The sequence below is a fragment of the Serratia marcescens genome, from assembly GCF_006715005.1.
Taxonomy (GTDB): Bacteria; Pseudomonadota; Gammaproteobacteria; order Enterobacterales; family Enterobacteriaceae; genus Serratia; species Serratia montpellierensis.
In genome coordinates this window covers 192723-218860 of the sequence record NZ_VFMJ01000001.1, presented here as the reverse complement: position 1 = coordinate 218860, position 26138 = coordinate 192723, and the positions used below count along the sequence as shown (strand labels likewise).

At 57.1% G+C, this 26138-nt stretch carries 23 protein-coding genes; 4 read left to right on the top strand and 19 right to left on the bottom strand.

Going from position 1 to position 26138, the window contains the following annotated elements:
* Window positions 1-109: 109 nt before the first annotated feature.
* Complete coding sequence (locus FHU12_RS01035) at window positions 110-1762, bottom strand: multidrug ABC transporter permease/ATP-binding protein (protein WP_141966871.1); 1653 nt, start codon at window positions 1760-1762, stop codon at window positions 110-112.
* Between the two features lie 375 nt (window positions 1763-2137).
* Here FHU12_RS01035 and FHU12_RS01030 point away from each other — a divergent pair, with 375 nt between their 5' ends.
* Window positions 2138-2689 (top strand): tyrosine-type DNA invertase, encoded by a 552-nt coding sequence (locus FHU12_RS01030; RefSeq protein WP_141966869.1) that lies wholly within the window; start codon window positions 2138-2140, stop codon window positions 2687-2689.
* A 17-nt stretch (window positions 2690-2706) separates the two neighbouring features.
* On the opposite strand, the gene FHU12_RS27345 is transcribed toward FHU12_RS01030, so the two are convergent.
* The 18 genes from FHU12_RS27345 to FHU12_RS00945 form a co-directional block, all read right to left on the bottom strand.
* A complete protein-coding gene (locus FHU12_RS27345) occupies window positions 2707-2835 on the bottom strand; it encodes a hypothetical protein (RefSeq protein ID WP_255703205.1) in 129 nt (42 codons plus the stop codon).
* A gap of 86 nt (window positions 2836-2921) precedes the next feature.
* Complete coding sequence (locus tag FHU12_RS01025; protein ID WP_141966867.1) at window positions 2922-3605, bottom strand: LuxR C-terminal-related transcriptional regulator; 684 nt, start codon at window positions 3603-3605, stop codon at window positions 2922-2924.
* 45 nt (window positions 3606-3650) lie between these two features.
* Window positions 3651-4346: a LuxR C-terminal-related transcriptional regulator gene (locus tag FHU12_RS01020; protein WP_141966865.1), complete on the bottom strand. Its 696-nt coding sequence runs from the start codon at window positions 4344-4346 to the stop codon at window positions 3651-3653.
* A 51-nt stretch (window positions 4347-4397) separates the two neighbouring features.
* Window positions 4398-4925 carry a fimbrial protein gene (locus tag FHU12_RS01015; RefSeq protein WP_141966862.1) on the bottom strand — a complete coding sequence of 176 codons (528 nt, stop codon included), beginning with the start codon at window positions 4923-4925 and terminating at the stop codon, window positions 4398-4400.
* A 60-nt stretch (window positions 4926-4985) separates the two neighbouring features.
* A complete protein-coding gene (locus FHU12_RS01010; RefSeq protein WP_230490986.1) occupies window positions 4986-6044 on the bottom strand; it encodes a fimbrial protein in 1059 nt (352 codons plus the stop codon).
* 10 nt (window positions 6045-6054) lie between these two features.
* Window positions 6055-8604: a fimbria/pilus outer membrane usher protein gene (locus FHU12_RS01005; protein WP_141966858.1), complete on the bottom strand. Its 2550-nt coding sequence runs from the start codon at window positions 8602-8604 to the stop codon at window positions 6055-6057.
* Window positions 8605-8709: 105 nt separating this feature from the next.
* Entirely contained in the window at window positions 8710-9387 is a 678-nt protein-coding gene (locus FHU12_RS01000; RefSeq protein ID WP_141972817.1) for a fimbrial biogenesis chaperone, read from the bottom strand.
* A 96-nt stretch (window positions 9388-9483) separates the two neighbouring features.
* Entirely contained in the window at window positions 9484-10005 is a 522-nt protein-coding gene (locus FHU12_RS00995) for a fimbrial protein (protein WP_141966856.1), read from the bottom strand.
* A gap of 471 nt (window positions 10006-10476) precedes the next feature.
* Window positions 10477-11025: a tyrosine-type DNA invertase gene (locus FHU12_RS00990; protein ID WP_044030581.1), complete on the bottom strand. Its 549-nt coding sequence runs from the start codon at window positions 11023-11025 to the stop codon at window positions 10477-10479.
* A 544-nt stretch (window positions 11026-11569) separates the two neighbouring features.
* Window positions 11570-11812 carry an acyl carrier protein gene (locus tag FHU12_RS00985; protein ID WP_141966854.1) on the bottom strand — a complete coding sequence of 81 codons (243 nt, stop codon included), beginning with the start codon at window positions 11810-11812 and terminating at the stop codon, window positions 11570-11572.
* Window positions 11813-11823: 11 nt separating this feature from the next.
* Window positions 11824-13077, bottom strand: coding sequence for a beta-ketoacyl-[acyl-carrier-protein] synthase family protein (locus FHU12_RS00980; RefSeq protein WP_141966852.1), 1254 nt, complete (start codon window positions 13075-13077; stop codon window positions 11824-11826).
* A gap of 2 nt (window positions 13078-13079) precedes the next feature.
* Window positions 13080-14459, bottom strand: coding sequence for an efflux transporter outer membrane subunit (locus FHU12_RS00975; protein ID WP_260440686.1), 1380 nt, complete (start codon window positions 14457-14459; stop codon window positions 13080-13082).
* Window positions 14456-16414 carry an ABC transporter permease gene (locus FHU12_RS00970; protein WP_141966850.1) on the bottom strand — a complete coding sequence of 653 codons (1959 nt, stop codon included), beginning with the start codon at window positions 16412-16414 and terminating at the stop codon, window positions 14456-14458. The genes FHU12_RS00975 and FHU12_RS00970 overlap by 4 nt, the downstream gene beginning before the upstream one ends.
* Window positions 16404-17528, bottom strand: coding sequence for an efflux RND transporter periplasmic adaptor subunit (locus FHU12_RS00965; protein WP_376698862.1), 1125 nt, complete (start codon window positions 17526-17528; stop codon window positions 16404-16406). Before FHU12_RS00965 ends, FHU12_RS00970 begins: the two co-directional genes overlap by 11 nt.
* Before the next feature lie 40 nt (window positions 17529-17568).
* Window positions 17569-19692, bottom strand: a complete 2124-nt coding sequence (locus FHU12_RS00960) for a peptidase domain-containing ABC transporter (protein WP_141966848.1) — start codon at window positions 19690-19692, stop codon at window positions 17569-17571.
* Window positions 19693-19711: 19 nt separating this feature from the next.
* The gene (locus tag FHU12_RS00955) at window positions 19712-20656 is read right to left on the bottom strand and encodes an ABC transporter (RefSeq protein ID WP_141966846.1); all 945 of its coding nucleotides are present in this window, start codon (window positions 20654-20656) and stop codon (window positions 19712-19714) included.
* Window positions 20656-21321, bottom strand: coding sequence for a DsbA family protein (locus FHU12_RS00950; RefSeq protein WP_141966844.1), 666 nt, complete (start codon window positions 21319-21321; stop codon window positions 20656-20658). Before FHU12_RS00950 ends, FHU12_RS00955 begins: the two co-directional genes overlap by 1 nt.
* 177 nt (window positions 21322-21498) lie before the next feature.
* Complete coding sequence (locus FHU12_RS00945) at window positions 21499-21702, bottom strand: DUF4762 family protein (protein ID WP_141966842.1); 204 nt, start codon at window positions 21700-21702, stop codon at window positions 21499-21501.
* 426 nt (window positions 21703-22128) lie between these two features.
* Here FHU12_RS00945 and FHU12_RS00940 point away from each other — a divergent pair, with 426 nt between their 5' ends.
* The 3 genes from FHU12_RS00940 (at window position 22129) to lldD (ending at window position 26138) form a co-directional block, all read left to right on the top strand.
* Window positions 22129-23049, top strand: a complete 921-nt coding sequence (locus tag FHU12_RS00940; RefSeq protein ID WP_141966840.1) for a LysR family transcriptional regulator — start codon at window positions 22129-22131, stop codon at window positions 23047-23049.
* 323 nt (window positions 23050-23372) lie between these two features.
* The gene (locus tag FHU12_RS00935; protein WP_141966838.1) at window positions 23373-24956 is read left to right on the top strand and encodes an L-lactate permease; all 1584 of its coding nucleotides are present in this window, start codon (window positions 23373-23375) and stop codon (window positions 24954-24956) included.
* A 42-nt stretch (window positions 24957-24998) separates the two neighbouring features.
* Window positions 24999-26138 (top strand): FMN-dependent L-lactate dehydrogenase LldD, encoded by a 1140-nt coding sequence (lldD, locus tag FHU12_RS00930; protein WP_141966836.1) that lies wholly within the window; start codon window positions 24999-25001, stop codon window positions 26136-26138.

The window sequence follows — 26138 nt, the reverse complement described above, 5'->3', positions numbered from 1 at the left end:
GGCAAATCGGCAACAGACCGCGCTGAAGGGAGGAGAGAAAATGAAGCGACGTACTGAAATCCTGCGGAGGAGCACCGGCCCGTTTTGGTTTCGCCCGGGCCGGCGTGAGTTAACCGATTCTGCTGACGGAATCCCGGCTGGCGTGTTCACGCTCAATGCCGGTCAACTCGCGTAAATGGCCTGAGCGCATCTCAAGCAGCCGATCGGCATGTTCGAAATAGTGATCGTCATGGCTGATCGCAAACACCGTTTTGCCCAGCGCGCGCAATTCAGGCAACAGCTCGCGATAGAAAATCCGCCGGAATTGCGGATCCTGATCTGCGGCCCATTCATCCAACAGCAGGATATCGCGCTGCTCTGCCACCGCCAACAGCAGAGCCAGGCGTTTACGCTGCCCTTGCGACAGCTGCGGGTTAGTCACCCTGGTGCCGTCGAACTGCAGTTTGCTTTTCATATTCAACCGTTCGAGCCAGCCGGCGACCAATTCCGCATCAGGTTCACCGCCTTCCGGCCCTTGCAAGCGATCGAACTGATGAAAATCGGTAAAAATCGCCGAAAACAGCCGACGGTAGTCCGGCATATCCGCCGCGGTTTGTGCGACGCCATCCAGAACGATGTGACCGCTCACCGGTTGGTACAACCCGGTCAACAACATCGCCAGCGTTGACTTGCCACTGCCGTTGCCGCCGATCAGAAAGACCAACTCACCACGCCGCAGCGTCAGATTGAGCGGCCCGACGGCAAAACCGGGTTGCTGTTCCGTATCCGCATAGTGAAAAACCACGTCGCGAAGCTCCAGCGTCTGCCAGGAACGGGCGACGGCGGCAGGAAACGCCGCTTGATACTCGGCCAGGCGCAGCGTCTTCAGCTTGTTAAAGGCCACTTCGGCGCTAACCAGCGTCGGAAACGCCCCAACCGCCTGCAGTAATGGCGTGCGTAAGAACAGCAGCGTCAGTGAATAGGTGGCGGCCACCACCGAGTCCGCCCATCCCAGACTGTTAGCCATAAAGAACACCAGCCCAATCGCGCCTAACATCATGATATTTGACCAGTTGAGCGCACTCAAATGGAAGGTATCGGCGCGAATGATATGGTAGCGATAAGCTTGCGCATCGGGCTGATAGGTTTGTTCGTACAGCGCCTGCGCCCGCTTGCGGTTCAACATCAGTTCCTTACGACCGTCAATTACCGACTCATAACGGTGATAGAGACGCTCTTCCGATTCGCGCAAACTGGCCATATGACGATAAACCCGTGACACCAGGCAGCCACTGCCCACGACGGTCACCGCCACCCAGACCGCCGTCACCGCCAGCATTTTCGGCGATAGCCACCCCAGATAGGCTGCCGCCCCCAGGGTCAAAATCACCCCTTGTACCAGTTCAGGCAAGCGAACGAAGGCGACGGTGATATTGCGGATATCGCTGGACAGGCTCGCCAGCAATGAGGCGCTGCCTACCTGCTCGAGACGTTCAATATCGGTATCCAGGATGCGTTTCACCAACTGCCCACGCAGGCGATAGACGAAGTAATGGCCCAATGTCGTCAACGCCAATTGCGAGCCCAGCGTGACCGCCATCAGCAATGCCAGCAGGGCGAGAAACATTGGCAGCACGGCCAATGCATCGCCGCCGGCCTCCATCAGGTATTGATTGATAAATGCAATGATACCGATGCCTAAACCGGCGCTGGCCATGGTCAGCGCCATGACAGCCAGAAATGGCCAACGGTACTGGTGATAAACCACCCGTAGCAGTTCCATGAAAAAACCTCTGAAGTCGCGATCTGGCAGGCATTGTAAGCGGCGTGAGAATGAGATCAAGACGAATTCTCATCACAGTTTATCAAGCACCGCCCTGAGAGAGACGGTATCTCATGGCTGCCTGACGGATACAAACTCTCCACAGGGTTCTTACAGGACGCTAAATATTCGCTAATTAAATAACCCAACGAAACAAATTAAATAACCATATAAAATAAAAAATGCATTCACTTTAAAAATGAAAAAAGAGAAAAGAGAAAAAATCCATCTATTCACAAATGAAATTACTTATTTCCTTTGCCGCCCATTATGCTCCAATGCTTTAATAAAACTTCATGATAGAAATCGCCAACATCAAAGACGCAGGAAAGAAAAATGAAAAAAAGGAAGTTTCTCAGTCAGGTTGAAATTGAGCAACTGATTGCTGCCGTGCATGAGGGGAAAAATAGCATTCGAGATCGTTGCCTACTATTAATGTGCTTTATTCACGGTTTACGGGTTAGCGAACTGCGTGCTTTACGCCTTGAGGATATTGATCTGACCTCCAATCGGATTCATATATCCCGCCTGAAAAACGGGTTTTCCGTTCAGCATCCGATCCAACCGCGAGAAAGACTGGCGTTGTTAAATTGGCTGGCCCAGCGGGCGAGCTATTCTGACGCAGAAGCGCCATGGCTATTCCTGTCGCGCCACGGCGGAAAAATATCACGTCAGCAGCTGTATCGATTAATGAGAATGTATGGCGAAATGGCCGGTATTAGCGTTCAGGTCCATCCTCACATGTTGCGGCACTCCTGCGGCTACGCCCTTGCGGATAAGGGAATCGATACGCGTTTGATTCAAGATTATTTAGGACACAAAAATATCCAGAATACGGTGATCTACACCGCGACCAACGTAGAACGATTCCGCGCAATCAGCATTTAATCTCACAATGAGAATAACTACGCGGGATCTCGTCCTCTGTTAAACAGCGCATCGAGTACGGTAAAAAACTCAGATGGGAAGATGCAGCCCGGCACGTCATCAACGGCCAACTCCAGCACGACTTTCAACGCCGAGCTGCTTTTCATGCCTCAGCGCCCGTGGCGCACGCCGCACTGGTTAAGCTAGCGGTAAACCTGCCGATAAAACATAACGCCATACCGTTTCATTAAAGCTAGGTACCCTTTGACCATTTCCCCCCCAATTGCCGCGTAATATTGCCGTGCAAAGAAAACAATTCGCTGTCATTCTTCACCTGCAGTTTACGCATGGCGCTGCATTTATGCGCGCTGATCGTCTTGATGCTGCGACGTTGCAACTCGGCGATTTGCCGCAGGCTCATACCGTTAAACAAAAAAGCCAAAACGTCGCTCTCACAGCGGGTCAATTTTCGCGTGGTAGCCGTCTCACCACTAACGGAAGGTGCCAGAACCCCCCCAATCTTCGGGCTCAACACACGTTCCCCCAGCAACACGCGATTAAAAAACTCCGCCACCAGCGGTAAAACGTCATCTCTGGCAACGATGCTGACATTGTGCTGGTTCAATAAGTGCCCCAACTCTTCTGCATTCTGGCAACGGGTATAGACAATTACCCGCAATTCGGGCTGTTGCGCGCTCAGGGCAAGCAACGTTTCTCTGCCTTGAGCCACCGTCTCATCTTCACCGTCCATCTCGGTAATCAGCACGTCGGCCTGCTGATAGACCACGCTATCCGCCACCGCGCGGACGCTGGTTTCCTTTACGACGACTTTTGCCTGGGTTGGCAGCGTTTTTAAAAAACTCGCCAACCCTTCCAACGTTAATGGACATCTGTCCATTAACGCTATGTTCAGCGGTTGCTGACGCCATAAATGCATAATCTGCTCCTATGCTTGCTTACCCGAGAGGGCGTTCGCGCATGCCTAGCGAACAAAGGATGAACCTTGCGCAGCCATCCATTTCCCCTGAAGGTACAATTCCCCATCGCTGTGAAATCCCAACTTCAACATCGCATTGCGTTTATGGGTGCTGACGGTGCGTATATCACGGCACATCGTTAACGCCACGTTGGTTACGCTTTTACCGGAAAACAGCTGGGTCAACACATCCAACTCCTTCGCCGTCAGAGGCTTGTCGGCCGTCGCTTCATGCAACTGACGTTGACGCACTCGATGGCTGAAACTGCTGCAGCCCGTCAAAACCTGTTGGACGCAGTGAGTCAACGCAATAGCCGGTTCCTGCTTCAACATCAGGCCGCTGATGCCGGAGGCGATCAGTTGCCGTAGCAGCTTCGGTTCATCCAGTGCCGTGCAAATGACTATCGCAGTGTCCGGTGAGCTTTCGCGCACTTCAGCGATCAACCGGAAACCGTCCAATACCGATTCTGATTTACCGCACAGCTCCATTACCAATAAGCGATGCGCATGCTGAGTGAATAAGGTTCTCAACGCCACCAGGTTGGTCACCTGCCGAACGTTGTCGGGCTGCAGGCCGCAGGACTCAATCAAGCGATTTCTCATCCCCAACGCCGTGATGAGACAGGGCTCCATGATGGCTACAGCCCCCGTCGTTGCATTACCGGCCGCCAAGGTCGTTTCAGAGGGATAATTACTATTCATATCATCACCTTAAATCTGTCGTTAGCATTCCATTGAAGACGGTCTTTTTGTCTACTGATAGACAAAAGTGACCTGCAGGACACCCTCTATCGAGCCAGGTGTAGAACCGCCATTGGTGCTGTATGCCCGCGCCCGCAAATTGAATTTGGCTTCATGCGTCGCCTGATTAACTGATTGGGTCATGTTCTTGCCATTACCCAGGTTTGCCCCCTGGTTGTTTTGCAATTCAATTTGTACCCGACGAGAGCTGCCGGTGCTTTTGTATAAGCTGGTGCTTTCCTCAGCGGCCGTCCCGCTGAAGGTCGCGACGACAGAGGTGGTGGTGCTCGGGCAATTTTTTAGCGTCAAAGGGAACTCCACCCAAGGGCTAAAGGCCCCGGAGGTCGCCAGAACAGCGGCGGAAATGTCATCCCCCAGATTGACCGAAACCGTGCCGTTCGCACCGTCGATTTCACAGGGCGCGGCTTTGATATTGCCGGTAATCACTATTTTAGATACCGCATGCGCCGCCGGGATCGTCAAAAGCAACATGCTGGCCAGCGCCAGGTTGCAGCCAAAACGATTAAACATTTTCACCATCGTCTGTTCCTTCTCGTAAAACGCAGGGGCCCGTCAGCCCGCTGCCGTTGAAATATCCGTTTATTGGATTTCGGCCTGAATGGTCGCCGTTGCATTGAACTGCCCCACTGAAGGAGCTTGCCCAGTGGTGTTGATCGGATAGATGCTGATCCGTGAACTGCCACTTTGGTTGGGATATTGGAAGTTATCGATTGGCAAGCGCCCGCTCTGAGGCCGAATCACATTGCCCTGCATATCCTTAATCATCACGCCAATGTCGCGATTGCTGGTCTTCAGCGCCTCTGGCATGCTGCCGTCAGCCTCGCCGCGGAATGACAGACTGACCTTGACGCCGGCGGAAATATTGCGACAGGCCAGCGTCAGCGTTCTCTCTTCTGGAGTAAAACGGGGCGGCATCGCGCCCTTGGTTTGGATATTCGAGGTCAAGATGTCGCCAAAATCGACCGTGACCGTTTGCGGGCTGATTTCACAACTCTGCGGCACAGTAACGGTGCCGCTCATTGATATCGTGGAGACCGGCACATCGCTTTTCACACCACTCGCCACGGAGACGTAGGTGTCTACCAGGCGGGTGCTGGGGATGGTGGTCACGCCAACGAAAGGGCGGCGGAAATACAGATGAATTCGCCCGCGAGCGCCGCTGTTGTAGGGCGTGCTGGCACAGGATTCATCATCACCATCCATATCGGTCTTAAAATTAGACTCATTGGTGAACGGCGCGGCAATAAACTCATTGCGATATCCCGCCACGAAAACCTCGCTGGCAACGCCCAGGTATTCATTCAACGCGTAATACGTTAATCCCCCGCTGCTGAATACCGGCTCACTCAGCAGCATTTTGGCGGTGACATAAGACGCCGTACGCGTCTGACATTCGCACTTCACCCGATAAGAACCGGGCAAATTCCAGTTACCGCCATCAGCATTCTTAATAATCCGCCCCACCACGTTTTGCGACGGGTCAGTTAAGACCGGGGAAAAAAGGAATGAAAACCCGTGGGTCCCCGAAATAGGGACACACTGCCCGAAAGCCGCCTGTACCTGTGGTGCGCCCAACGTTGCGCAGGCCAATAGCCCACCGACGATGATCCCTCGTTGAATCGATATTCCTGTCGCCATCATATGCACCTTATAAACACTGCCCGTTAACGAGACGAATCCCACCGCTCTCGGGCTGATTAGCCAATTGATAGTTGGCCTGACATTGCTGAGCCGCGTCATGGCCCCACTTCACCTGCAACCGCCCACTCTCCGCCAGGCCGGCCAGATAAACCTGGCCACCGTCGCCGACGATGGCTGCATTGTCAGAAGGGCTGTTGAGCGTGCTGACGGTGGCGCCGAATGGCACCGGATCGCCGCTGCGCGTCAGCAAGGTCAGCAACACGCGGGCACCGACGTCCGGATTGAAGCGGGCGCGTACCACGGCGCCACGGGTTGGGATCACCGTTTGGCTGCTCAGCGTCATGTCGACATCCTCGGCGAAAGATTCACCGTCCAATCCAACGATGTTGCGCCGGTAAGGCGTCAGGTAAGGGACAACCGCATAGCCGCGCCAGTCGGTGCTGACCCCGGTTTGGTTCAGGACATCCACCCCTGAAGCGCCGGGCGCCTGCACCAACGCCACCGTGTCGCCCAGCGGCTGCGACAGCGTGACGCCGTTTTGATGCACCAGAACACCGCCCTGCACGCCGTAGTTCACCTGCTGGCGATGGCGATCGTAGCCATACCCCAGGTTCCACTCGGCGAGAGCGCCTTTATAGTCCGCCTGAATATTGCCGTTCGCCCCCACATCTCTGCCGGTATAGCCCTGACTGATGCTGTAGTTCAGGTTGTTTCCCGGCAGGGCAGTACCGCTCAACCCAAGGTTGTTGCTGGTGGCGCCATTGCGGCTGGCGTTCATGCTGTAAGTGGCGTAGCTGCCCGGTAACCATTTGCTGAGCGGTATGCTGACGTTGAAAGCCACGATATGGTCGCGAATACTGCTGCGATTGCCGTTACTGTCGTAGCCGTTCTGGCTGAACGTGTAATTCAGCCCGTAACTGACGGCTTCCCAGCTGTTGTTGTAGCTGAGGCTGACCGACTGCGAACGGCGATTGTCATTCCAGTAGTCTTCATTAAACAGGCTGAGCGACAGCGTTCCCCCCAAATCCCACAGGCTCTGGCTCATCGTCAGCTCGGCACGGCTCTTCTTGTGATCGTTATAGATAGCACTGTTGCCGCCGTAGCTCTCCAGCGCCTCTTGCAGGTTATAAAAGCCGCGCGTGGAGTAGCGATAACTGGCCAAGCTAAAGTTAGTGCCGGTCTCAATGAAGTTTTTACCGTAGCGCAGTCGCCATGATTGGCCCTGTTCCTTCGGCCGGGTTTCCTGTTTGGTCCAGGCTTGAGTGACATCGGCAGACAAGGCGCCCACCGCCCCCAGGTTCTGCCCCCACCCCAGCGCCAGAGACTGATATTTACTGGCTGCCTGCACGCCCCCATACAGCGTGGCCCCCCACGGCAGACCGTAGATCGCGGTCGCTTGGCTAAACGGACGTTCATCAACACCGCCGCCGTATGAACGGTATTTCCCGCTGGTCAGGCTGTATTTCAGACGCCCTTCGCGCTGCAATACCGGCACCACGGCATAAGGCACCACAAAATGCTGCTCCTGGCCGTCGGCCTCACGCACGTTCACATTCAGATCGCCGCTGCCGCCCGTGGGGTACAGATCGGTAATTTCAAACGCCCCCGGCGGCACATAGCTTTGATAAATCACATAGCCGTTTTGCCGGATCACGATTTGCGCATTAGTACGCGCGATCCCGCGCACCACCGGCGAATAACCTTTCATGCTATCCGGCAGGATGTCGTCCTCAGAGGCCAACTGCCCGCCGCGGAACTGCACGCTGTCGAATACATCGCTGGACGTTGTGCTGTCGCCCAGCGTCAGGCGGCTTTGCAACGCAACGATATCGCGCTGCAGATAGGTGTTGATTGAACGCCAGGAAGAAGAACCGCCGGTGTAATGGTTCCAGATCGAATAGTTACGCAGGCGCCAGGCACCCCAGTTGATGCCCGACCGCAGATTGAGGTAATAGTTATTGTTGTTTTGCCGTTCGCTGTCGCGCATCTGGCTATTGGCACCGCTGAAGTTGTAATTGACCAACAGCGCCGGTATGCCGGAGTCCCATTTATCCGGGGAAACGTAGTCGCGCGCATTCAGGCGCAGTGCCGCCTGCGGGATGCTCAAATTCAGCCTCAGCTGATTAAACAGAAATACCGCAGAGGCCTGCGGAATGGCCTGTGCCAGGTTGACGCAGCTATCCCCAGGCACCATCGCCGGAAACATGGCAACCCTCACGCCCAGCTCCGCCAATTTTTCCGTGCTGAAACAAGGCTGCAGCGTTTGCTTCCTGTCGGTCCCCGGCATAAGCCGAAACTCGACGTCCAGGCTGTCGATCTGTTCGCCGTTAAGGTAAAGATCGACCCGGTAGTTCCCGGGCGCCTGGCTGCTGTTCTCCTCAAACACCGAGAGATCGGCGCCGCGCAGCGCCGGATTATCAATTTCCAGCAGCGCCGGGTTGAAATAATCGCGAGCATAAGCCGTGCCGAGCGAGCTCAGCAGCGCCATTTGGCAAGATATCAGGCCGGCAAGAACCGATCGCGCTCCTGGTAAACCAATGCAATTCGGGTTATTCATCCTTTTAACTCCCTGTCCCGATTGGCTCGGCCCGACTAAAACCCGGTAAGCCGAACGCCTGCTCCAGCGTTATCACGGAGCAAAAAAATACGCACCGCGGCCCGGTTATAACGTGCTGGTGAAGGTCTGGCCGGTGCCGCCATAGTCGTTGATGATTTGCCAGCTCAGGCTGCCACCTGTGCCACTCGCCGTCGGCAACGGGAAACTGGCGCTCGCCTGCGGCGCTACCATGGTGTTGCCGGTAATGGCGCGGCCATTCAGCTTCAAATTGAAAAAGGTGAGGTAGTAGGGAGAAGGGTTGGTCACCTGCAAACGATCGCCATTGCGCCGCCATGTCACTTTACCGGCCGCCTCTTCCAGATTGCCGACGAGCCCCTGCGGGCGATAAATCAGCTTGATGCGGGTCTTGATCGCAATTTGCAGCGTGTTTTCTTTCTTTTCCACCGAAGGAATAGCCTTCACATTCAGCCAATACAGCGACTCTCTGTCCGTCGGTAAATTGCCGCCCGCACGTACCACGCGCAGCAGGTTATTTTGGCCTCCGTCTAAACGAAAGAGCGGCGGCGTGATAATAAAAGGCGCTTTCGCGCTATCGCCCTCTTGCGCATCGACCCAGGATTGGATCAGATAAGGCACCGCATCCGGATTGTTGATATTCAGAGCAGACTCTTTTTTACCGCCGTCATAGATGAGGCGCGTTCCACCCACTACCACGCCGGCCTGTACCGGAGCCCAAAGCGTCATCAACAACGCCGCCGTCAGCGCAAAGTATCCAGCTTTCATCTCTTTCTTCCCGTTCCCATCACCGATGAACAAGAGCCAGAGAACACGCCCTCTGGCTCATTTTTCTAACTGTTTCGCCGCCGTGACGGCATAGCCTTACTGATAAACGATGGTGAAGTTGGCCGTAGCGTTGGCGCTACCGACGGAAACGTCGTCATAAGCGAAATAGCGCGCGACAAAGCCCAGGGTGTTTTCTTTGTTCTCTTCCAGCGCATACACGCGGGAATCGTTGCCGATATTGAGCACGTTGCTGCCGTCGTCCAGCAGCTGTACGCCAATACCGCCCGCGACCCCAGCAGTGCCGGCGCCGGTCAGTTGCAACAGCCCGGACTGCCCCTGCACCTGAGTGCCGTCAAAACGCACGGTAGCGCCGGTGACGGTAGCCGGGCAGTTTTTCAGCACCAGGTTGAAGGCTTTGGCACCGGCGGTTTTAGACAGGGTGAATGCATCTTTGGCAATCTTACCCAGAGCGACCTGCTTGTTCTGGGAGTCTGGATCGACGGTGCAAGACTGATCGGTGATGGTGCCAGTGATATTCAGCGCGCCGTCAGCAGCAAATGCAGAGGGGATAAATGCGGACGCGGTCAATACAGCTACAGCCAACAGATTCTTTTTCATCCTACTTTCCTTAAAATTATGCATGGGTTTATTTCCGACATATCCTTAATGTCATTCCTTTTATTTAGCTCCATGAATGTGATGGGCCTTAACCAGACTGATTAATGGCTTCGGGTTTATTCACCCAAACGATTCATTTTGAACTAAAGTGACTCCTTTGGTTTTTAAAACCAATAAGAACCAATTTGACAGAATTTAAAACCAACTGATTGGCAAAGGGATAATAAATCAGACTAAAAAACCAAGGTGCAAACTCGATGATTTAAACCTGTGGATCTTTGATTAGGATTTTACTTAGATGAAGAGGGAGGGCGTGACACGAGAAAAAAACGCAATGCGCTGTTTTTAAACAGGATTAAGCTTAAAACAGGAAAGAGAGCATGGGAATATTGACATTGTTTTTACGCGTCCTTACAGTATGTTTCAGTTTAGTTCAAAGTGACTCCTTATCGTTATTAACTTAAATCACACTTACCAAATTTCCTTAAAGCGCTGTGCATTGCTGGCGGTATAAATCACCGTATTTTGGATATTTCGGTGTCCGAGGTAATCCTGAATTAAACGGGTGTCGATACCGCGGTCCGCCAATGCAAATCCGCAGCCATGCCGCAGCATATGTGGATGAGCGTTGACCTCCAATTTAGCCACCTTGCTGTAATGGCGAATCAATCCGTAAATACGTTGGCGCGACAGACGGCCACCGCGGTTTGAAAGGAACAGCCACTCTTGATCGGCCCAGCGGTGTCGTTGACGCTTATCCAACCAGCGCCGCAAACATTGCCTTTCGCGCAGATAGAGCGGATGGACGGTGGAAAAGCCATTTTTCAACCGATGTACATAGATATTACCGCCTTCCAGATCGATATCCGATAAGCGCCATCCCCCTATTTCGCTGGCGCGGCACCCATGAATAAAACACATATATATCAAACAATAATCGCGTTCTGGATTCTTTCCCTGCAGCGTGACCTCAAGCAGTCTCTCCACTTCGGAAGGCGTCAGATGTTTACGATTAGACATACAACCTCATTACTTTGATCGGAAAAATGTGGCTGTCATTTTCCTTTTACATCACCACAATGGACACTCAGGGCAGCCCCTGGCTTATGGATAGGTTCCTGCATCCAGCGCGGAGTATAGCGGATTTGCCCAATGCGAACAGCGCGACAGCCGTTATTATCACGGGTGTCAACCGCTCCTGTGAGGCGCTATTGTGAATGGGCTCCGCAGATGCCCGGTATTATCACCGCACAGCTCCCTGTTTGCTTTAGCTTGCGTTATCACTACCGGGCACGATGTAGAGTCAGGTTGATAAATTAACCGGCAAAACAAAGAATACTCCTAAAAAAACATCGCCATGTCATTAACACTCGCCATTAATCACACCGCCAAAAAACGAATAAAAAACCACCGCCACGGATGCATATTCATCTGACGGATAAGCATTAATAATTATGGATATCGATAACAGAGTGAAACAGGAAGGATGAGGGATGAAATGGCAGTAACAACAGACGAAAAACCCAGGCTTGGCCTCGACATGCGAGCGCCTGGGGGGATGAAATTATTGGCCGACTATTACGTGGCACAATTCGCCGAGGGTCAATTCAGGGTGATCGATAAACATTTCCGCAGTGAGCGTAATGCCGAATTCTCGCCGAACCACCAGCATCAACTCCATATAATCCAGACTGTCCAGACCAAGCTGTTGCAGCGGCATATCTGCCGACAGCCGCGTTCTCTCCACCCCTCTGGCTTCATGCAACATGCCGCAAATCGTTTCATATAACCGATGATACTTTTCCATACGCCCTACCGTTATTCATTGTGATAACCAAATACCAGCGCCGCATTGGCACCGCCAAAACCGAAGCTGAGGCTCATGACATGACGCAAACGACCGTGCCGATGCCCTTCGCGAATATAATCGAGATCACATTCGGGATCGGCGGCGTGCAAATGGCAGGTTGCCGGCATCACTTGCTGCTGTAATGCTTGCAGACAGACGATGGCCTCAAAGCTACCGGATGCGCCAAGCAGGTGCCCGGTATAGGATTTCGTGCTGGAAATCGGCGTGCGATAAGCATCGCGCCCCAGTGCCGCCTTGATCGCCTCGGTTTCGCTCACATCGTTTTGCAGCGTAGAGGTGCCATGCGCATTGATATAGTCGATTTCATGGCTGCCGAGCCCCGCCTGCTCCAAGGCCCGTTGCAGCGTTTTCACCTTGGCCTGAGGATCCTTCGATGGCGCGGTAAGATCGAAAGCGTCTGAAAAATTGCCGTACCCTTTGATCTCCCCCAGGATCGTCGCACCACGCGCTAAAGCCGCCTCCCGTTCCTCAAGGCATAACACGGCGGCCCCTTCCGCCAGGACGAAACCGTTGCGATCCCTGCTGAACGGGCAACTGGCTTTGGTAATATCCTTCTGCTCCCGGCTCAACAAACGCAACGCATCCATATTCCAGATCGCACCGTTGCCGCTCAGCGACTCCGACGCGCCGGCCAGCATCATTGCGGCGCGGCCGCTGCGAATCGCCTCAAACGCATCGCCAATCGCGATGCCGCCGGTCGCACAGGCCGCCGCCGGTGAGCCTTGATAACCCCGTAGCAACCAATGCTGGCCACAGATGGCGGTCGCGATATTGGGCATCGCGTGAAAACAGCCAAACAGCTGGCCCAATCCGGATTGCAGATAGTCCGCATTGTTTTGCATGATCTCATCCTGCCCTCCCCAGCCGCTGCCGATAATCGCCCCGCACTCCAACGACGAATAAAAGTGCGCAGGCCCCCTGTAAGAGGATGAAAACGCCATTTCGATCGCCTCCGCGGCGGCGGCAAGCGCCAACCTGGCGAATCTGGGCAGCCGGCGGCTTACCCGCGCGGCAACGCCCTCCAGCAGCGGTTCGGACTCCAGCAAAGCAAAAAAGCGCGCGTGGATCCCCGCCGCCGATTTATCGTGATAACGATAGGCCAAGCGGCTGGCCATGATAGCCTGCCAGTTTTGCTGCGCGTTGCCTCCCAGCGCGGTGACGGCACCGTAACCGGTGACCACCACTCGTCTTTTTTTCTCCATGCTTATTCTCCTTGCCCCGATGCGAAAGCCTCGTTGCCGCCCAGCGCCAGCCACAGCTGCATCGTGGCGTTCAGGTAGCGGTATTGCAGCGCCGACAGCGAATTTTCGCTGATCAACACCGTCTCTTGCGCATCCAGCAGCGTTTGCAGCGCGACGGAACCGGCCTGATATTGATGTCGCGCCAACGCCACGGCTTGCCGGCTCATCGCCAGATGCCGCCGCTGGTTGCCGATTTGCCGCTGTGCTTCCAGGCGTTGTCGCATGGCGTTGTCCACATCGGCCAGCGCGCGATAAACCGCATCGCGAAATTGAATCTCCGCCCGCTGCGCCTGCAACGCCGCTTTGTCGCTGGACAAGCGCATCTTGCGCCATTCGATAAACGGCAGCGTCAGCGTGGCACCCAGCGAACGCGAAGGTTCACTGAACCACCGGCGGAAAAGCCCGCTGCCGGCATCCAACCCGGCGTCCAGGGTCAGCGCCGGATAAAAACTCAACCTGGCCGCCTCCGCACCGGCCAGCGCCGCTCTCAGGCGGCGCTCTGCCGCCTGAACATCCGGCCGGCGTGCAATCACCGCCGCCGGCAGGCGCTGCGCGATAGCTACCTCTTCAAGCGGCAACGAACGCCGTTCGCTATAGCGCAGCAGCGGCGATCGCCCAAACAATAACGCCAGCGAGTTGCGCGCGTCTTCCCGCTGCCGCTCCAGCTCATGCAGCTGATTCTCTCTCGCCAACAGGTTTTGTTCCGCCTGCAACAGCTCGAATCGGCCAACGTCGCCCGCGGTGTGACGTGCCGCCACCAGCCGCAAAGTTTCACGCGCGATCGTCACCATCCGTTGCTGATGGACGACTTGCTGATTCAAATCGGCAATCTGCCAATACCCGCGCGCGGTAGCGCCTATCAAGGTCAACGCGGTATTGCGCCGATCCAACGCCGAGGCGACGGCCAGCCATTCGGCCTGTTCACGAATGCGCGCCAGCTTGCCCCATAAATCCAGTTCATAGCTCAGAGAAAGCCCTGCACGGTAGCTTTCCTGCGGCGTAGTCGTGCCCCGTAGCGCTCGGGTATTGCGGCCACTCAGGCTGGCAGCCAGATCCGGCGTCAAATTGCCCTGCGCCAACCCGGCCTCCAACATGGCCTCACGCCACTGCAATCCGGCCAGCGCCAGATCCTGATTCGCGATCAGCACGCCGTCGATCAGCGCGGACAGTTGCGGATCATTGAAGTTTTCCCACCAGGCGATGCCCGCGCGCAGTGAACCGGAGCGCTCATCGACCACGCGCCACTGCGGCGGTAACGACGGTGGCGCCGTAGCGTCGATCGGCCGCCATCCGCAGGCGCTCAGCGACAGCATCACCAGCCCGCAAACCCAAAGTCGGCTCATTCTCGCGCCAGCGCCTCCACCGGCTGCAGGCGCGCGGCGGTGCGAGCGGGAAAGAACCCGAACCCGACACCGATCAACGCCGAGAATCCGCAGGCCAGCAGCAACGGCGGCCAGGTAAAGATCATCGTCACCTGCGGCGCCAATCCGCTCAGAGCCCCTTTAACCAGCGCGGCGCAGGCGATCCCCAACACGCCCCCCAGGCTGCAGATCACCACCGCCTCGATCAGAAACTGCCGCATAATGTCCTTCTCAGCGGCGCCCACCGCCAATCGAATACCGATCTCATGGGTCCGTTCCGTCACCGAGACCAGCATGATGTTCATTACCCCCACACCGCCCACCAGCAGCGAGATGGCGGCAATCGCGGTAATCAGCAGCTGCATGGAGTCTGAGGCGCGTTGAATGGATTGCGTCAGCTGATCGTCGGTCAGGGTGAAGAAATCCCGCCGCCCGTGTTCTAGGATCAAACGCCGGGTCGCATCCCGCCCCGCCTCTCCCAGCGTCAGTTTCTCATTCACTCGCATCACAATGGATTCCAGCGGCATATCGCCGGCGATGCGGCCGGTCAGGGAGGTATAGGGCAGCCAGGCAAGCGGTTGAGAGCCGGCGTATTGGGCGCCGCGGCGCTGCGCGACGCCAATCACCCGATAAGGCACGCCCGCTATCAGCAATACCGCACCTAACGGATCTTGCCGAGAGGAAAACAGCGCCTGCTTTAACAAGGGATCAATCACCGCTACCGGTGCGCGCTCACTCAGATCCTGCGCGGTCAACAGGCCGCCGGAAAGCAGGCGAATGCCCTGCGTGCGGAAATACCCTTCGCCGACGCCCATCACGGCGAGTGGCACCTGTTTGCCTTCGCGAACGGCCAGCAGTTGGGTGCCGATCACCGGCGAAACGCTGTCGACGTAAGGCAGCGCCGCCAACAATGCAGCATCCCGCGCGCTCAGCGAACGCGCGAAATCAGGGCGCGATTTTTCCCACCCCAGACCTGGGCGAATCTCCAACGTACTGGTGCCAAGCTGGCTGATTTCATTGAGAATATTACGCCGCGTGCCCTCCCCGATAGCGATGGCGGAGACCACCGCCGCAATGCCGATAATGATGCCGAGCATCGACAACACGGCCCGGACCCGATGCCCCAGCAATGCCCGCCAGGCCATGCCGACAGCCTCTTTCAGCGCCATACCCGGCGCCATGCGCTTCAGGGGGGCCGCCAGCGGTAGCGGCCGTTCGAACGTAGCAGGCTGTCGGGAGGCCTCATGGCGACGATCCGCGACGATCTCGCCGTCGCCGATCTCAATGATCCGCCGCGCCTGCTCGGCGATCCGCCGATCGTGTGTCACGATGACGACGGTATGCCCGACCGCGTTCAGCTCGTGCAAAATAGCCATCAACGCCTGACCGCTGGCGCTATCCAGTGCGCCGGTCGGTTCATCGGCCAAAATGATTTCCGCACCGTTCATCAGGGCGCGGGCAATACTGACCCGCTGCTGTTGTCCACCTGAAAGCTGCGCCGGACGATGACCGCCGCGCTGCGCCAACCCGAGCCGAGTCAACAAATGCGCTGCCCGCTGGCGGCGCTCTGCGGCCGGCATGGCGGTATACAACGCCGGGATCGCCACATTCTCGCCGGCGGTCAGATAGGGCATCAGATGATAGCGCTGGAAGATAAAGCCGATGTGCCGGCTGCGAAGATGCGCCAGGCGATCGCCGTCGGCTTGCCCAATTGCCACCCCGTTGATGTACACATCGCCCTGAGAAGGCTTGTCCAGACAGCCGATGATGTTCATCAGCGTCGATTTTCCAGAACCGGAGGCACCGACGATAGCGACCATTTCCCCCCGCTGAATGCGCAGGGAAACGCGCTTAAGGACCGCAATTTTTTGCTCCCCGGCCTGAAACTCACGCGAGACGTTATCCAACGCGATAATGGGCTCGGCGTTAGCTGACATGGCCTTCCTCCGCATCAGGCTGCTGCTCCAGCAGCACCCGTTCCCCTGGGTTCAGCCCTTCCAGCACTTCGGCATAGCGACGATCGCGGGTACCGATACGCACTCGGCGTACCACGGTCTGCTCCCCTTCCAACACCTTGACCTGATAGCTCCCTTCATCCAATGCCGCGCCCAGCGCAGCCATCGGCACCCGCACCACCCCCTGCGCACGTTCGGTAATGATAAATACCTGCGCCGTCATCGAGGTGCGCAGTCGACGTTCGCCGTTGGCGACGGCAAACACGCCGTTGTAATACACCGCCGCCGTTTGCTGGCTTGAATTCCTGCCCAGCGGGTCGGTTTCCAGCGCCTCCGCCGGCGCCTGCTGTATCGCGCCCATGGCCCCCTCATATCGGCGGTTGGGATCGGCGGCGACGTAAAACCAGAGCGGCTGCCCCATCTTCACCTGCAAGATGTCATTTTCCGATATACGGGTATGCACCATCATGGTATCCACGTCTGCCATCACCAAAATGGTCGGCGCGCTTTGCGACGAGACGATGGTTTGCCCTTCCTGAGTGACAATGCCCAACACCTCGCCGTCAATAGGGGCGGTTATACGGGTAAAGGCCAGATTGGCCCTGGCGGTTTCCTGCGCCACTTCGGCCTGGACGATCTGCGACTCGTTCACTTTCAACTGCGCCAGTTGCGCGTCGCGCTGCGCCTGCGCTTTTTCCAAATCGCTGGCCACGCCGGCGTGGTCGCGCGCCAGCGCCCTTTGACGCGTCAATTCCAGCTGGTACTGCTTCAGCTGCGCCTGACTCGCCAGTTTCTGCGCCTGCGCGCTGCGTAATTCGGCCTGTGACTTGCGCAACTCGTTAAGCTGCAGCGTCGGATCTATCTCGGCCAACAGCTGCCCCTGGGTCACCCTGTCCCCCTGTTTGACATACAGCTTTTTCAACTGCCCGTTGACCTGTGCGCCAACGTTCACCTGCCGGATCGGTTTTAGAATACCGGTTGCCAACACGCTTTTTTCGATGTCACCGCGCTCGACGCGCGCCGTTTGCGGTGGTTGCGTGTCAGGAGGCCGATTCAGCAACGGCAGTCCGCCAGCCAACGCCACCAAAACGATCATCGCCAACGCCACTCGCCGCCAGCGTCTCTTTCCGGACACGTCACTCCACCGCAGCACAATCATTCATCCTGACGTCGTCGGAAAGCTCGGCCAGCAGCCGCCCCTGCGACATGCGCAAGACCCGATCGAACAACGGCAACAGCCGCGGATTATGGGTGACCGTCACCAGGGTTTTACGATTTTCACGACAATGTGCCACCAGAGCCGACATCACCGCCGCCGCGGTCTTTTCATCCAGATTCGCCGTCGGCTCGTCCAGCACCAACACCGAGCAATGGCTGTACATGGCGCGTGCCAGCAACAGACGCTGCCGCTGCCCCAGCGACAGTCCGGCATGGCTCTCCCGCACCAGGGCATTCACACCCCCCGGCAGCTGCGCCACCGCGTCCGCCAGCCCCAAGCTGCGCAGCGCCTGTTCCACTTGCCGTTGCTGGCCCGGCGACGACGGCGCGAACAGCGTGATGTTCTGCAACACCGAGGCATTGAACAGAATGTCCTCCTGGCTTTGCAGGAAGAACAACCGCTGCGCGGCGGCATTTGTCAGTACGCGCCCATCCAGCGCCAGCTCCCCCTGCTGCGGCGTCAGCAGGCAGGCGAGCACCTTCAGCAACGTGCTTTTGCCCGCGCCGGAACCGCCGCAAATGGCAATACACTCCCCCCGTTCCAGCGTCAGCGACAAATCACGCAACACCGGTTGGCCGGCGTCATAAGCAAAGGTCACTCCCCGATACGCCAGCCGCGCGTCAAAATGACTCACGCTTTCGTCCTCAGACAGGGCGCGAACGGATACCGCAGGAAACAGATCCCGCGCACGTTCATCAATGACGTGCAGCTGGTTTTTCTGCAAAACGGCAAAAAAGATCTTGCTGCTGTACGAGGTAAAGATTTCACGCAAAAAGCTGTAGGCGAAGAATGCCCCCAGGCTGAGCTCGCCCTCCTTGAGCAGCGGCAGCGCCAGCAGCATGAACAACACCATCTCCAGGCTGCCAATCAACTGGTAAATGCTGCCCTTTATCTGCTCATAGATCTTTTGCTGCTGCAGGCAATTGAACAGCGAGCGGGCATGTTCGGCGAACCCTTCCTGCCGCTGACCGGCCAGGCCGGCGGATTTGATGGTCGAAAACCCCTGGATGGTTTCCAGGATGAAATCATTTTGCACCGCGCCTCGCACCTGCAACTGCTGGGTGTAATGCCGATCGCGGTAGATGGCCCACACGCTGACCGCCCCCATCAGCAGCACGCCGACAACCGGCACCAGCGCCAGCATCGGACTCAGGTAGCACATCACTGCCAGCGCGATGGCGCCGATAATCCAGTCGGTGCGCAGGCCGTTGTCCAGTTCGATCTTCTGGCCGGCGGCCATCTGCCAACTGGTGAAGCGGCTGAAAATCTCGCCGGGCGCGCGCTTACTGAAGAAGTTCAGCGAATTCTCCAGCAGGCGAGAGAACCCGGCGGCGCCGTGCAACAACACGAAATTTTTGATGAAACGTTCGGTGATAGTTCGCGCGATCAGCGCCAACGCCGTGGACGCCACGAACGCCAATAGATAGTAGGCATAGGGGAACGCGACCTCGCCGGCCATGGCGAACACCTGATTGATCGCGCTGGCGACCATCATCGGCATGATGAATAGCGTCAGTGAGATAAAAAACGTCATCGCTGCCAGGCGATAAATGCCGGCGATGCCGGCGGTATCCTTCAGGCTTAAACTGGCGAAAGTGCTCCGGCGGTCGCTACGCTGGGCCGGTGCGCCAGCCGGTATCTCATCGCGATCCAGCACCAGCGCATAACCGCTGATTTCCGCTTTCAGGGCAGCGTACGGCAGCAGTTGCTGCCCCAATGCGGGATTCATTACGCATACGTACCCTCCCTGGCGATACGCCAACAATACATAGTGGCCTGCGCCGTAATGCAAAATGGCCGGTAAAGGCAGCGCCGCCAGATCCCGGTGTTCAAATGCCACCGGATAAGCCGGTAGCGCCAGTTCTCCCAAAATGGTGCACAGCGCCGCCAGCGACGTGCCGTGCTGCGAGGCGGGATAACGCTCCCGCAGCTCCGTCAACGGCGCGCGAATGCCCTGAGTTTCCGCCAGCATGGCGATGCAGGCCAGCCCGCACTCATTGATTTCGCTCTGCAAGACCGGCGTAGGAAGGGTATTTTCCATACGTAGTGATATCCCTGACTTATTCGTTGATGAAAAATAAAGAGTGCGAATGCCATAACAGCCAATCATCCGCATGCCGCCGGAGGGTTCGCTCGACGAACGCCGGCATGGCGCGGCCGACCTTATCTGCAGCGACCGGTTCTTCGATGTGAATGCGGATACCGCGATCGAAATAAAGCGAATAGCACACCACCTGAGCCCGTAACGCTCGGGACAGCCGAACGATGCCGCTGTGCAAATGCGCCGGCCGGCCGAACAGATGACAGGCCAATTTGGCCGAAGCATTCTGCTTGCTGTTCAGGGTGTAATCCGGCGTGATGTCCGGGAAGAGGATGATGTTGCGCCGATGTTCCGCCGCTTCCAGCATCGCCTGCGACAAGGTGCCGGCGATGTGCCGCGGATCGTCGTGAATCGAGCAATAGTCGAGCCGCTGCCGCCATTCGCCTTCCGGCGCCCGCCGCACAAATGTCTGTACATCGCCGGAAACGATAACCGTCGCACGCCCGGGATAAACATCCGCGCCGACCAGCGTCGCCAATACGTCGGAGACCGTATGCATCGGCGCCAACAGCACCGGCACGCCCGCGCGATGCAGCGGTTCCACGACCTGATTAAGCTGCGCGGAACAGCGCGCCAAATGATTCATCAACGATGCATTGCGGGCATGGACCGCCGCGATATCCAGCCACTGCCGCCGCTGCATCTGCCAGGCGAAGTCCAGATTGCCGTCGCCCAACAGGCTTTGGCGATTCGCCGCAGCGACGGCTTGCCGGTGGCGAAAGCGACGCTGCGGTCTGCTTCCCCTCAACCGCCGACGCACTTCCAGCCACAGGCGATAATCCACGCGCCGCAGCAGAGCACACGTCAGGCGGTTGCCCATCCCGGCCCCCGTTGCCGATAAGCGAGCCATCGCGTCCAGGCCGTTGCGCCAGGCCAAGTACCCCCGAACCGCGAGCAGGCGCATCAGGGGGCCAGCGGCTTATCGTGCTGCAACAGCGACAACAGCTGCTGACTGAAAGCGGAAAAGTCGCGATCTTGCAATGCCAGCCATTTACGGTTGACGATAAAGCTGGGGGTCGCGTTGACCTGGTAATAACGGCTCACTGCCGTCATATACGCCAACAGCTCTTTGACCCGCTCTGACTCTCTGGCCTGCTGATAGGCGGCCTCATCGATACCGTTGGCCGTCAGCCAGGCGCTGAGCTGTTTGTCATCCGCCAGGTTGAGGTTTTCTTTGATAATGGCGCGATAAGCGGCGGGACGATGCTGTACTTCGATCCCCATGACCGTCAGCGTGGCGAACAGGGGCGCAAAGGCCGCCATGCCAGCCTGACTGTCGTCGCTAAGGTGCAAGCGCACCAATTTGGCTCCCGCCGGTAAACTTTTTTCCAGTTCGGCCACGCCGCTTTCGTTGACTTCACAATAGTGGCAGGCGTAAGAGAAGACTTCGACAATGGTATTATCGTCTTGCAACGGGCTTTGTTCTATTTTTTCCGGGGAGATAAAAGTCAGGCTTTCTGCCTCCGGCGATTGCATGACGTAATGTTTAAAATAAAACGCAGTCAAAAAAGAAGAGGAAAAAATAATAACAATCGTGTAGCTGATAAAAAGCAAGGGACGTTTATACATAATGGACGCATCCTGCGCATATATTAATACTCACCCAGCAGAGTGAATACATGAAAAAGAGTTGATACCGTAAATAATGAGAACGTGAAGACGCCTTTTTCGCCCGGTATCAGGCGGGACAGCGTGAACGCTGCCCGCCTGCCCACCGCTAATCTAAATGCAGGGGGTTAATCCGCATCAGCTTGGCGTGGTTGGGTTAGACGGGCAGCTCGCCACTGGCGCAGGATGATAAGTCTTTCTTACACCGCCAAACTTATCGGCGCAGGTGGTGACCAGTTGGCAGGTACGGTTATTGCCGCTGCCCACCCAGGCAAACTCCTTGGTACAAACAAAAGTACCGCCGACGATGTTTTCCGCTTCGGACAGATTGATCTTTTTCATTACAATATCCTTATATATATTAAAATATAAACACACTACCCATTACTCTGTCGGCAGACAGAGCAATTCTTCAATACATTTAAAAACCATTTATTAATAACAATGAGAGCGCTTCGTGAAAAAGCATAGCCATCTCAAACGAGCAGATCAATACAATTATTTACACTGCAAGGTAAAGTTAATCGAATAAGTAAGCCGTGAATGCGGGACTTTTCCAATTTAAATTAGGTTAAAAACCAGAAAAATAGATCAAAGCCTATTAAATCAAGAAAAACAAAAAAGGATAATTCTCAATAAAATGAAAGAAAAAATAAGAAAAATTCAGCTCTGACCAGTTGGAGGCGACGTGCGACACGCTGAAAAGATTGCTTCCTGCCGCGCCGGATTTACACTGGGGCAACAGGACTCTCACTCTCCAGGATGCCCATGCTCGCGACTCACGAATACGCCAACGACCTGATTCTGTTCGCCCTGATTGTCGACTGCGGCTCGTTCAGCAAGGCCGCGGAAAGCGCCGGCATCACCAGTTCGGTGGTCAGTAAACGCATCGGGCGGCTGGAGAAATCGCTGGGCGCCCGCCTGCTGTACCGCACCACGCGCAGCCTGACGCTGACTGAAAACGGCCAGGCGCTCTACCAACAGGCCAAAGAGATCGGCGCCAAAGTGCAGGAGGCCCTGTACGCCGTCAGCGAAAAGAGCGAAGAATTAACCGGCACCATCCGCATGTCGGTACCGACCATTTCGGGCGAGTTGCTGCTGAGCGAAAGCGTGGCGGAATTTTGCGCCCTGCACCCCAGCCTGAAGGTCGAGATGCGGCTGGAAAACCGCTTTGTCGATCTGGTAGAAGAAGGCATCGATCTGGCGATCCGTACCGGCACCATGCCGGATTCGAGCCTGATTGCGCGGCCGATCTTCGATTCCCGCTGGGTGATCGTCTGCTCGCCGGGGTACCTGGAAAGCCACCCGGAACCGCGCTGCGCCGAAGACCTGCTCGGCCACAACTGCCTGACCTACACCTATCAGGAGAGCGGCACCGCCAACTGGCTGATGAAACGGCCGGGGCGCAACGAAATCTACGAGTTGCAGGTTAACGGCAACCTGTCGGCCAACAATGCGCGGGCGATCCGCAAAGCGGTGATCGGCGGCCACGGCATCGCCATGGTGCCGCGCTGCATGGTGTATGAGGATTTGCAGGACGGCAAACTGACGGAGATCCTGGCCGGCCACTGCGGCAAAGTTTTGGGCATTTACGCCGTCTATCCTTACACCCGCAATCTGCCGTTAAAAACCCGTCTGCTGATCGAACATATCATCGGTTCCTACCAAAATATCGGCCATTACTTTTGAGTTTTCTTCTCTGATTATTTCCCCTCGGCCGCAAAAGACCGCGGGGATTACGGCATTTTTGGACATAATCTATTGAACATTACCGCTTAATTAATGTGATATCGCGCATTCATCACACATAAAAACCTTCTATCAAACTGATTTTAAAGCAGTTAATCTACCCCCTCCCGTCGGCCAATTTCCCACCGCCGGCACCATTCTCCGGTGTTAAAAAATTACCGCATGGCATCGTCACCATCGTTGTGATTAGAATGAAAATGTTGCGGTAATTAACCTTTCAGCTACATATCTCTGCCCATAAAAATAATAACCCTGAGGATCTTATGCCCCTGCTTTTTAGTATTGCGCCCATCGTCCTACTGATTTGGATGATGACCAAAAGGAATGGCGTGCCCTCTTACCTCGCCCTGCCGCTGACGGCCGCCGTGGTGTATGCCGTCCAGCTCCTGTGGTTCGATGCCTCGCTGCGGCTGCTGCATGCCAATATCATCACCGCGCTGGTGTCGACGCTGACGCCGATCACCATCATCGCCGGCGCCATCCTGCTCAATAAACTGATGCAGGTAAGCGGCGCGGAAAACGTGGTGCGCCGCTGGCTGGAAACCATCAGCCCCAATCCCGTGGCCCAGCTGATGATTATCGGCTGGGCGTTCGCCTTTATGATTGAGGGCGCCAGCGGCTTCGGCACACCGGCCGCCATCGCCGCGCCGATTCTGGTCGGGCTCGGCTTCAACCCGCTGCGCGTCGCCCTGCTGACGCTGGTGATGAACTCGGTACCGGTCTCCTTCGGCGCCGTGGGCACCCCCACCTGGTTCGGCTTTGCCAATCTCGGCCTGTCGGACGCCAGCCTGCTGGAGATCGGCCGGCAAACCGCGCTGATCCACTTTATCGCCGGCTTCGTCATTCCTCTGCTGGCGCTGCGCTTTATCGTTTCCTGGCAGGATATCCGCCGCAACCTGCCCTTTATCCTGCTCAGCGTGCTGAGCTGCACCGTGCCTTATCTGCTGCTGGCCCAGGTGAACTATGAGTTCCCGGCGCTGGTCGGCGGCGCCATCGGCCTGGCGCTCTCGGTGCTGCTGGCGCGCGGCGGCCTCGGCCTCGCCCACAGCGACAAACCGCAGAACGCCGGGCAGGCGGTGCCGTTCTTGCAAGTGGTCAAGGCCATGACCCCGACCCTGCTGCTGATTGCTATTCTGATAGTAACGCGCGTCCACCAGCTGGGCCTGAAGGCGCTGCTCAACAACACCGCGCTGCTGTGGCAGGAAAACCTCGGCTGGCTCGGGGAGCTGCGCATCAGCCGGGCGCTGATCGTCGAACTGCAGCAGGTGCTGGGTACCACCGCCGCCGCCGGCTACAAAACGCTGTATGTCCCGGCGCTGATCCCGTTCCTGTTGGTGGTACTGCTGTGTATTCCGCTGTTCCGTCTGAATGGCAGCCAGGTGCGGCAAATGTTCAGCGAAACCGGCGGGCGCATCGCGCGGCCCTTTATCGCCCTGTTCGGCGCGCTGGTGATGGTTAACCTGATGATGCAAGGCGGCGACAACGCACCGGTGATCCTGATCGGTAAAGCGCTGGCGGCGCTGACCGGTGAGAGCTGGCTGCTGTTCTCGTCGTTCCTCGGTGCGCTGGGCTCGTTCTTCTCCGGTTCCAATACCGTGTCGAACCTGACGTTCGGCGGCATTCAGCAATCGATCGCCCAGAGCAGCGGTCTCGACGTCAATCTGACGCTGGCCCTGCAGTCCGTCGGCGGCGCCATGGGCAACATGGTCTGCCTGAACAACATTATCGCGGTCTGTTCGATCCTCGGGATCGGCAACGCCGAAGGCAAAATCATCAGAAAGACCGTACTGCCGATGCTGGCGTACGGCGGGATTGCGGCCGGTATGGCAGCGATCCTCACGCTCTGACTGAACACTCGTTATCGCAAGCAAGACAAGAAGGTAAACACTATGATCATCTCCGCGTCAACCGACTACCGGGCCGCCGCCCAGGCCAAGCTGCCGCCGTTTCTGTTTCACTACATCGATGGCGGGGCCTACGCGGAGCATACGCTGAAGCGCAATACCGCAGATCTGGCCGATATTGCCTTGCGCCAGCGCGTGCTGCGCAATATGTCCGAACTCAGCCTGGAGACCACGCTGTTCGGCGAGCAGCTGGCGATGCCGGTGGCGCTGGGGCCGGTGGGGCTGACCGGCATGTACGCCCGCCGCGGCGAAGTGCAGGCCGCGCGCGCCGCGGCCAAAAAAGGCATTCCGTTCACGCTGTCCACCGTGTCGGTCTGCCCGATCGAAGAGGTGGCGCCGGCGATCGATCGGCCGATGTGGTTCCAGCTCTACGTGCTGAAAGATCGCGGCTTTATGCGCAACGCACTGGAGCGCGCCAAGGCCGCCGGCGTGAAAACACTGGTGTTTACCGTCGACATGCCGGTGCCCGGCGCCCGTTACCGCGACGCCCACTCGGGGATGAGCGGCCCTAACGCCGCCCTGCGCCGCGTGCTGCAGGCGTTTACCCATCCGCAGTGGGCCTGGGATGTCGGCCTGTTCGGCAAGCCGCACGATCTGGGCAACGTCTCGGCCTACCGCGGCAAACCGACCAGCCTGGAAGACTACATCGGCTGGCTGGGCGCCAACTTCGATCCGTCGATTTCCTGGAAAGATCTGGAGTGGATCCGCGAATTCTGGGACGGCCCGATGATCATCAAAGGCATTCTGGATCCAGAAGACGCCAAAGACGCGGTGCGTTTCGGCGCCGACGGCATCATCGTCTCCAACCACGGCGGCCGCCAGCTGGACGGCGTGCTGTCGACCGCGCGCGCCATGCCGGCGATCGCCGACGCGGTGAAAGGCGACATTACCCTGTTGGCCGACTCCGGCATCCGCAGCGGCCTGGACGTGGTGCGCATGATCGCACTGGGCGCCGACAGCGTGCTGCTGGGGCGCGCCTTCGTCTATGCGCTGGCGGCAGCGGGCGAAGCCGGGGTGGCCAACTTGCTGGATCTGATCGACAAGGAAATGCGCGTCGCCATGACGCTCACCGGCGCGAAATCCATCGCGGAGATCAACGCCGGATCGCTGGTCAGAAACGCCTGA

Bases quoted from the DNA above. Each gene is read 5' to 3' on its own strand.
- FHU12_RS00940 (WP_141966840.1), top strand. From the start codon at position 22,129: ATGCTCGCGACTCACGAATACGCCAACGACCTGATTCTGTTCGCCCTG.
- FHU12_RS00970 (WP_141966850.1), bottom strand. From the start codon at position 16,414: ATGTCAGCTAACGCCGAGCCCATTATCGCGTTGGATAACGTCTCGCGT.
- FHU12_RS00980 (WP_141966852.1), bottom strand. From the start codon at position 13,077: ATGGAGAAAAAAAGACGAGTGGTGGTCACCGGTTACGGTGCCGTCACC.
- FHU12_RS27345 (WP_255703205.1), bottom strand. From the start codon at position 2,835: ATGAAAAGCAGCTCGGCGTTGAAAGTCGTGCTGGAGTTGGCCGTTGAT.
- lldD (WP_141966836.1), top strand. From the start codon at position 24,999: ATGATCATCTCCGCGTCAACCGACTACCGGGCCGCCGCCCAGGCCAAG.
- FHU12_RS00945 (WP_141966842.1), bottom strand. From the start codon at position 21,702: ATGAAAAAGATCAATCTGTCCGAAGCGGAAAACATCGTCGGCGGTACT.
- FHU12_RS00935 (WP_141966838.1), top strand. From the start codon at position 23,373: ATGCCCCTGCTTTTTAGTATTGCGCCCATCGTCCTACTGATTTGGATG.
- FHU12_RS00960 (WP_141966848.1), bottom strand. From the start codon at position 19,692: ATGGAAAATACCCTTCCTACGCCGGTCTTGCAGAGCGAAATCAATGAG.
- FHU12_RS00965 (WP_376698862.1), bottom strand. From the start codon at position 17,528: ATGATCGTTTTGGTGGCGTTGGCTGGCGGACTGCCGTTGCTGAATCGG.
- FHU12_RS01020 (WP_141966865.1), bottom strand. From the start codon at position 4,346: ATGAATAGTAATTATCCCTCTGAAACGACCTTGGCGGCCGGTAATGCA.
- FHU12_RS00955 (WP_141966846.1), bottom strand. From the start codon at position 20,656: ATGCGCCTGCTCGCGGTTCGGGGGTACTTGGCCTGGCGCAACGGCCTG.
- FHU12_RS00985 (WP_141966854.1), bottom strand. From the start codon at position 11,812: ATGGAAAAGTATCATCGGTTATATGAAACGATTTGCGGCATGTTGCAT.
- FHU12_RS01035 (WP_141966871.1), bottom strand. From the start codon at position 1,762: ATGGAACTGCTACGGGTGGTTTATCACCAGTACCGTTGGCCATTTCTG.
- FHU12_RS01000 (WP_141972817.1), bottom strand. From the start codon at position 9,387: ATGAAAGCTGGATACTTTGCGCTGACGGCGGCGTTGTTGATGACGCTT.
- FHU12_RS01005 (WP_141966858.1), bottom strand. From the start codon at position 8,604: ATGAATAACCCGAATTGCATTGGTTTACCAGGAGCGCGATCGGTTCTT.
- FHU12_RS00990 (WP_044030581.1), bottom strand. From the start codon at position 11,025: ATGTCTAATCGTAAACATCTGACGCCTTCCGAAGTGGAGAGACTGCTT.
- FHU12_RS00975 (WP_260440686.1), bottom strand. From the start codon at position 14,459: ATGAGCCGACTTTGGGTTTGCGGGCTGGTGATGCTGTCGCTGAGCGCC.
- FHU12_RS01015 (WP_141966862.1), bottom strand. From the start codon at position 4,925: ATGGTGAAAATGTTTAATCGTTTTGGCTGCAACCTGGCGCTGGCCAGC.
- FHU12_RS01030 (WP_141966869.1), top strand. From the start codon at position 2,138: ATGAAAAAAAGGAAGTTTCTCAGTCAGGTTGAAATTGAGCAACTGATT.
- FHU12_RS01010 (WP_230490986.1), bottom strand. From the start codon at position 6,044: ATGGCGACAGGAATATCGATTCAACGAGGGATCATCGTCGGTGGGCTA.
- FHU12_RS00995 (WP_141966856.1), bottom strand. From the start codon at position 10,005: ATGAAAAAGAATCTGTTGGCTGTAGCTGTATTGACCGCGTCCGCATTT.
- FHU12_RS00950 (WP_141966844.1), bottom strand. From the start codon at position 21,321: ATGTATAAACGTCCCTTGCTTTTTATCAGCTACACGATTGTTATTATT.
- FHU12_RS01025 (WP_141966867.1), bottom strand. From the start codon at position 3,605: ATGCATTTATGGCGTCAGCAACCGCTGAACATAGCGTTAATGGACAGA.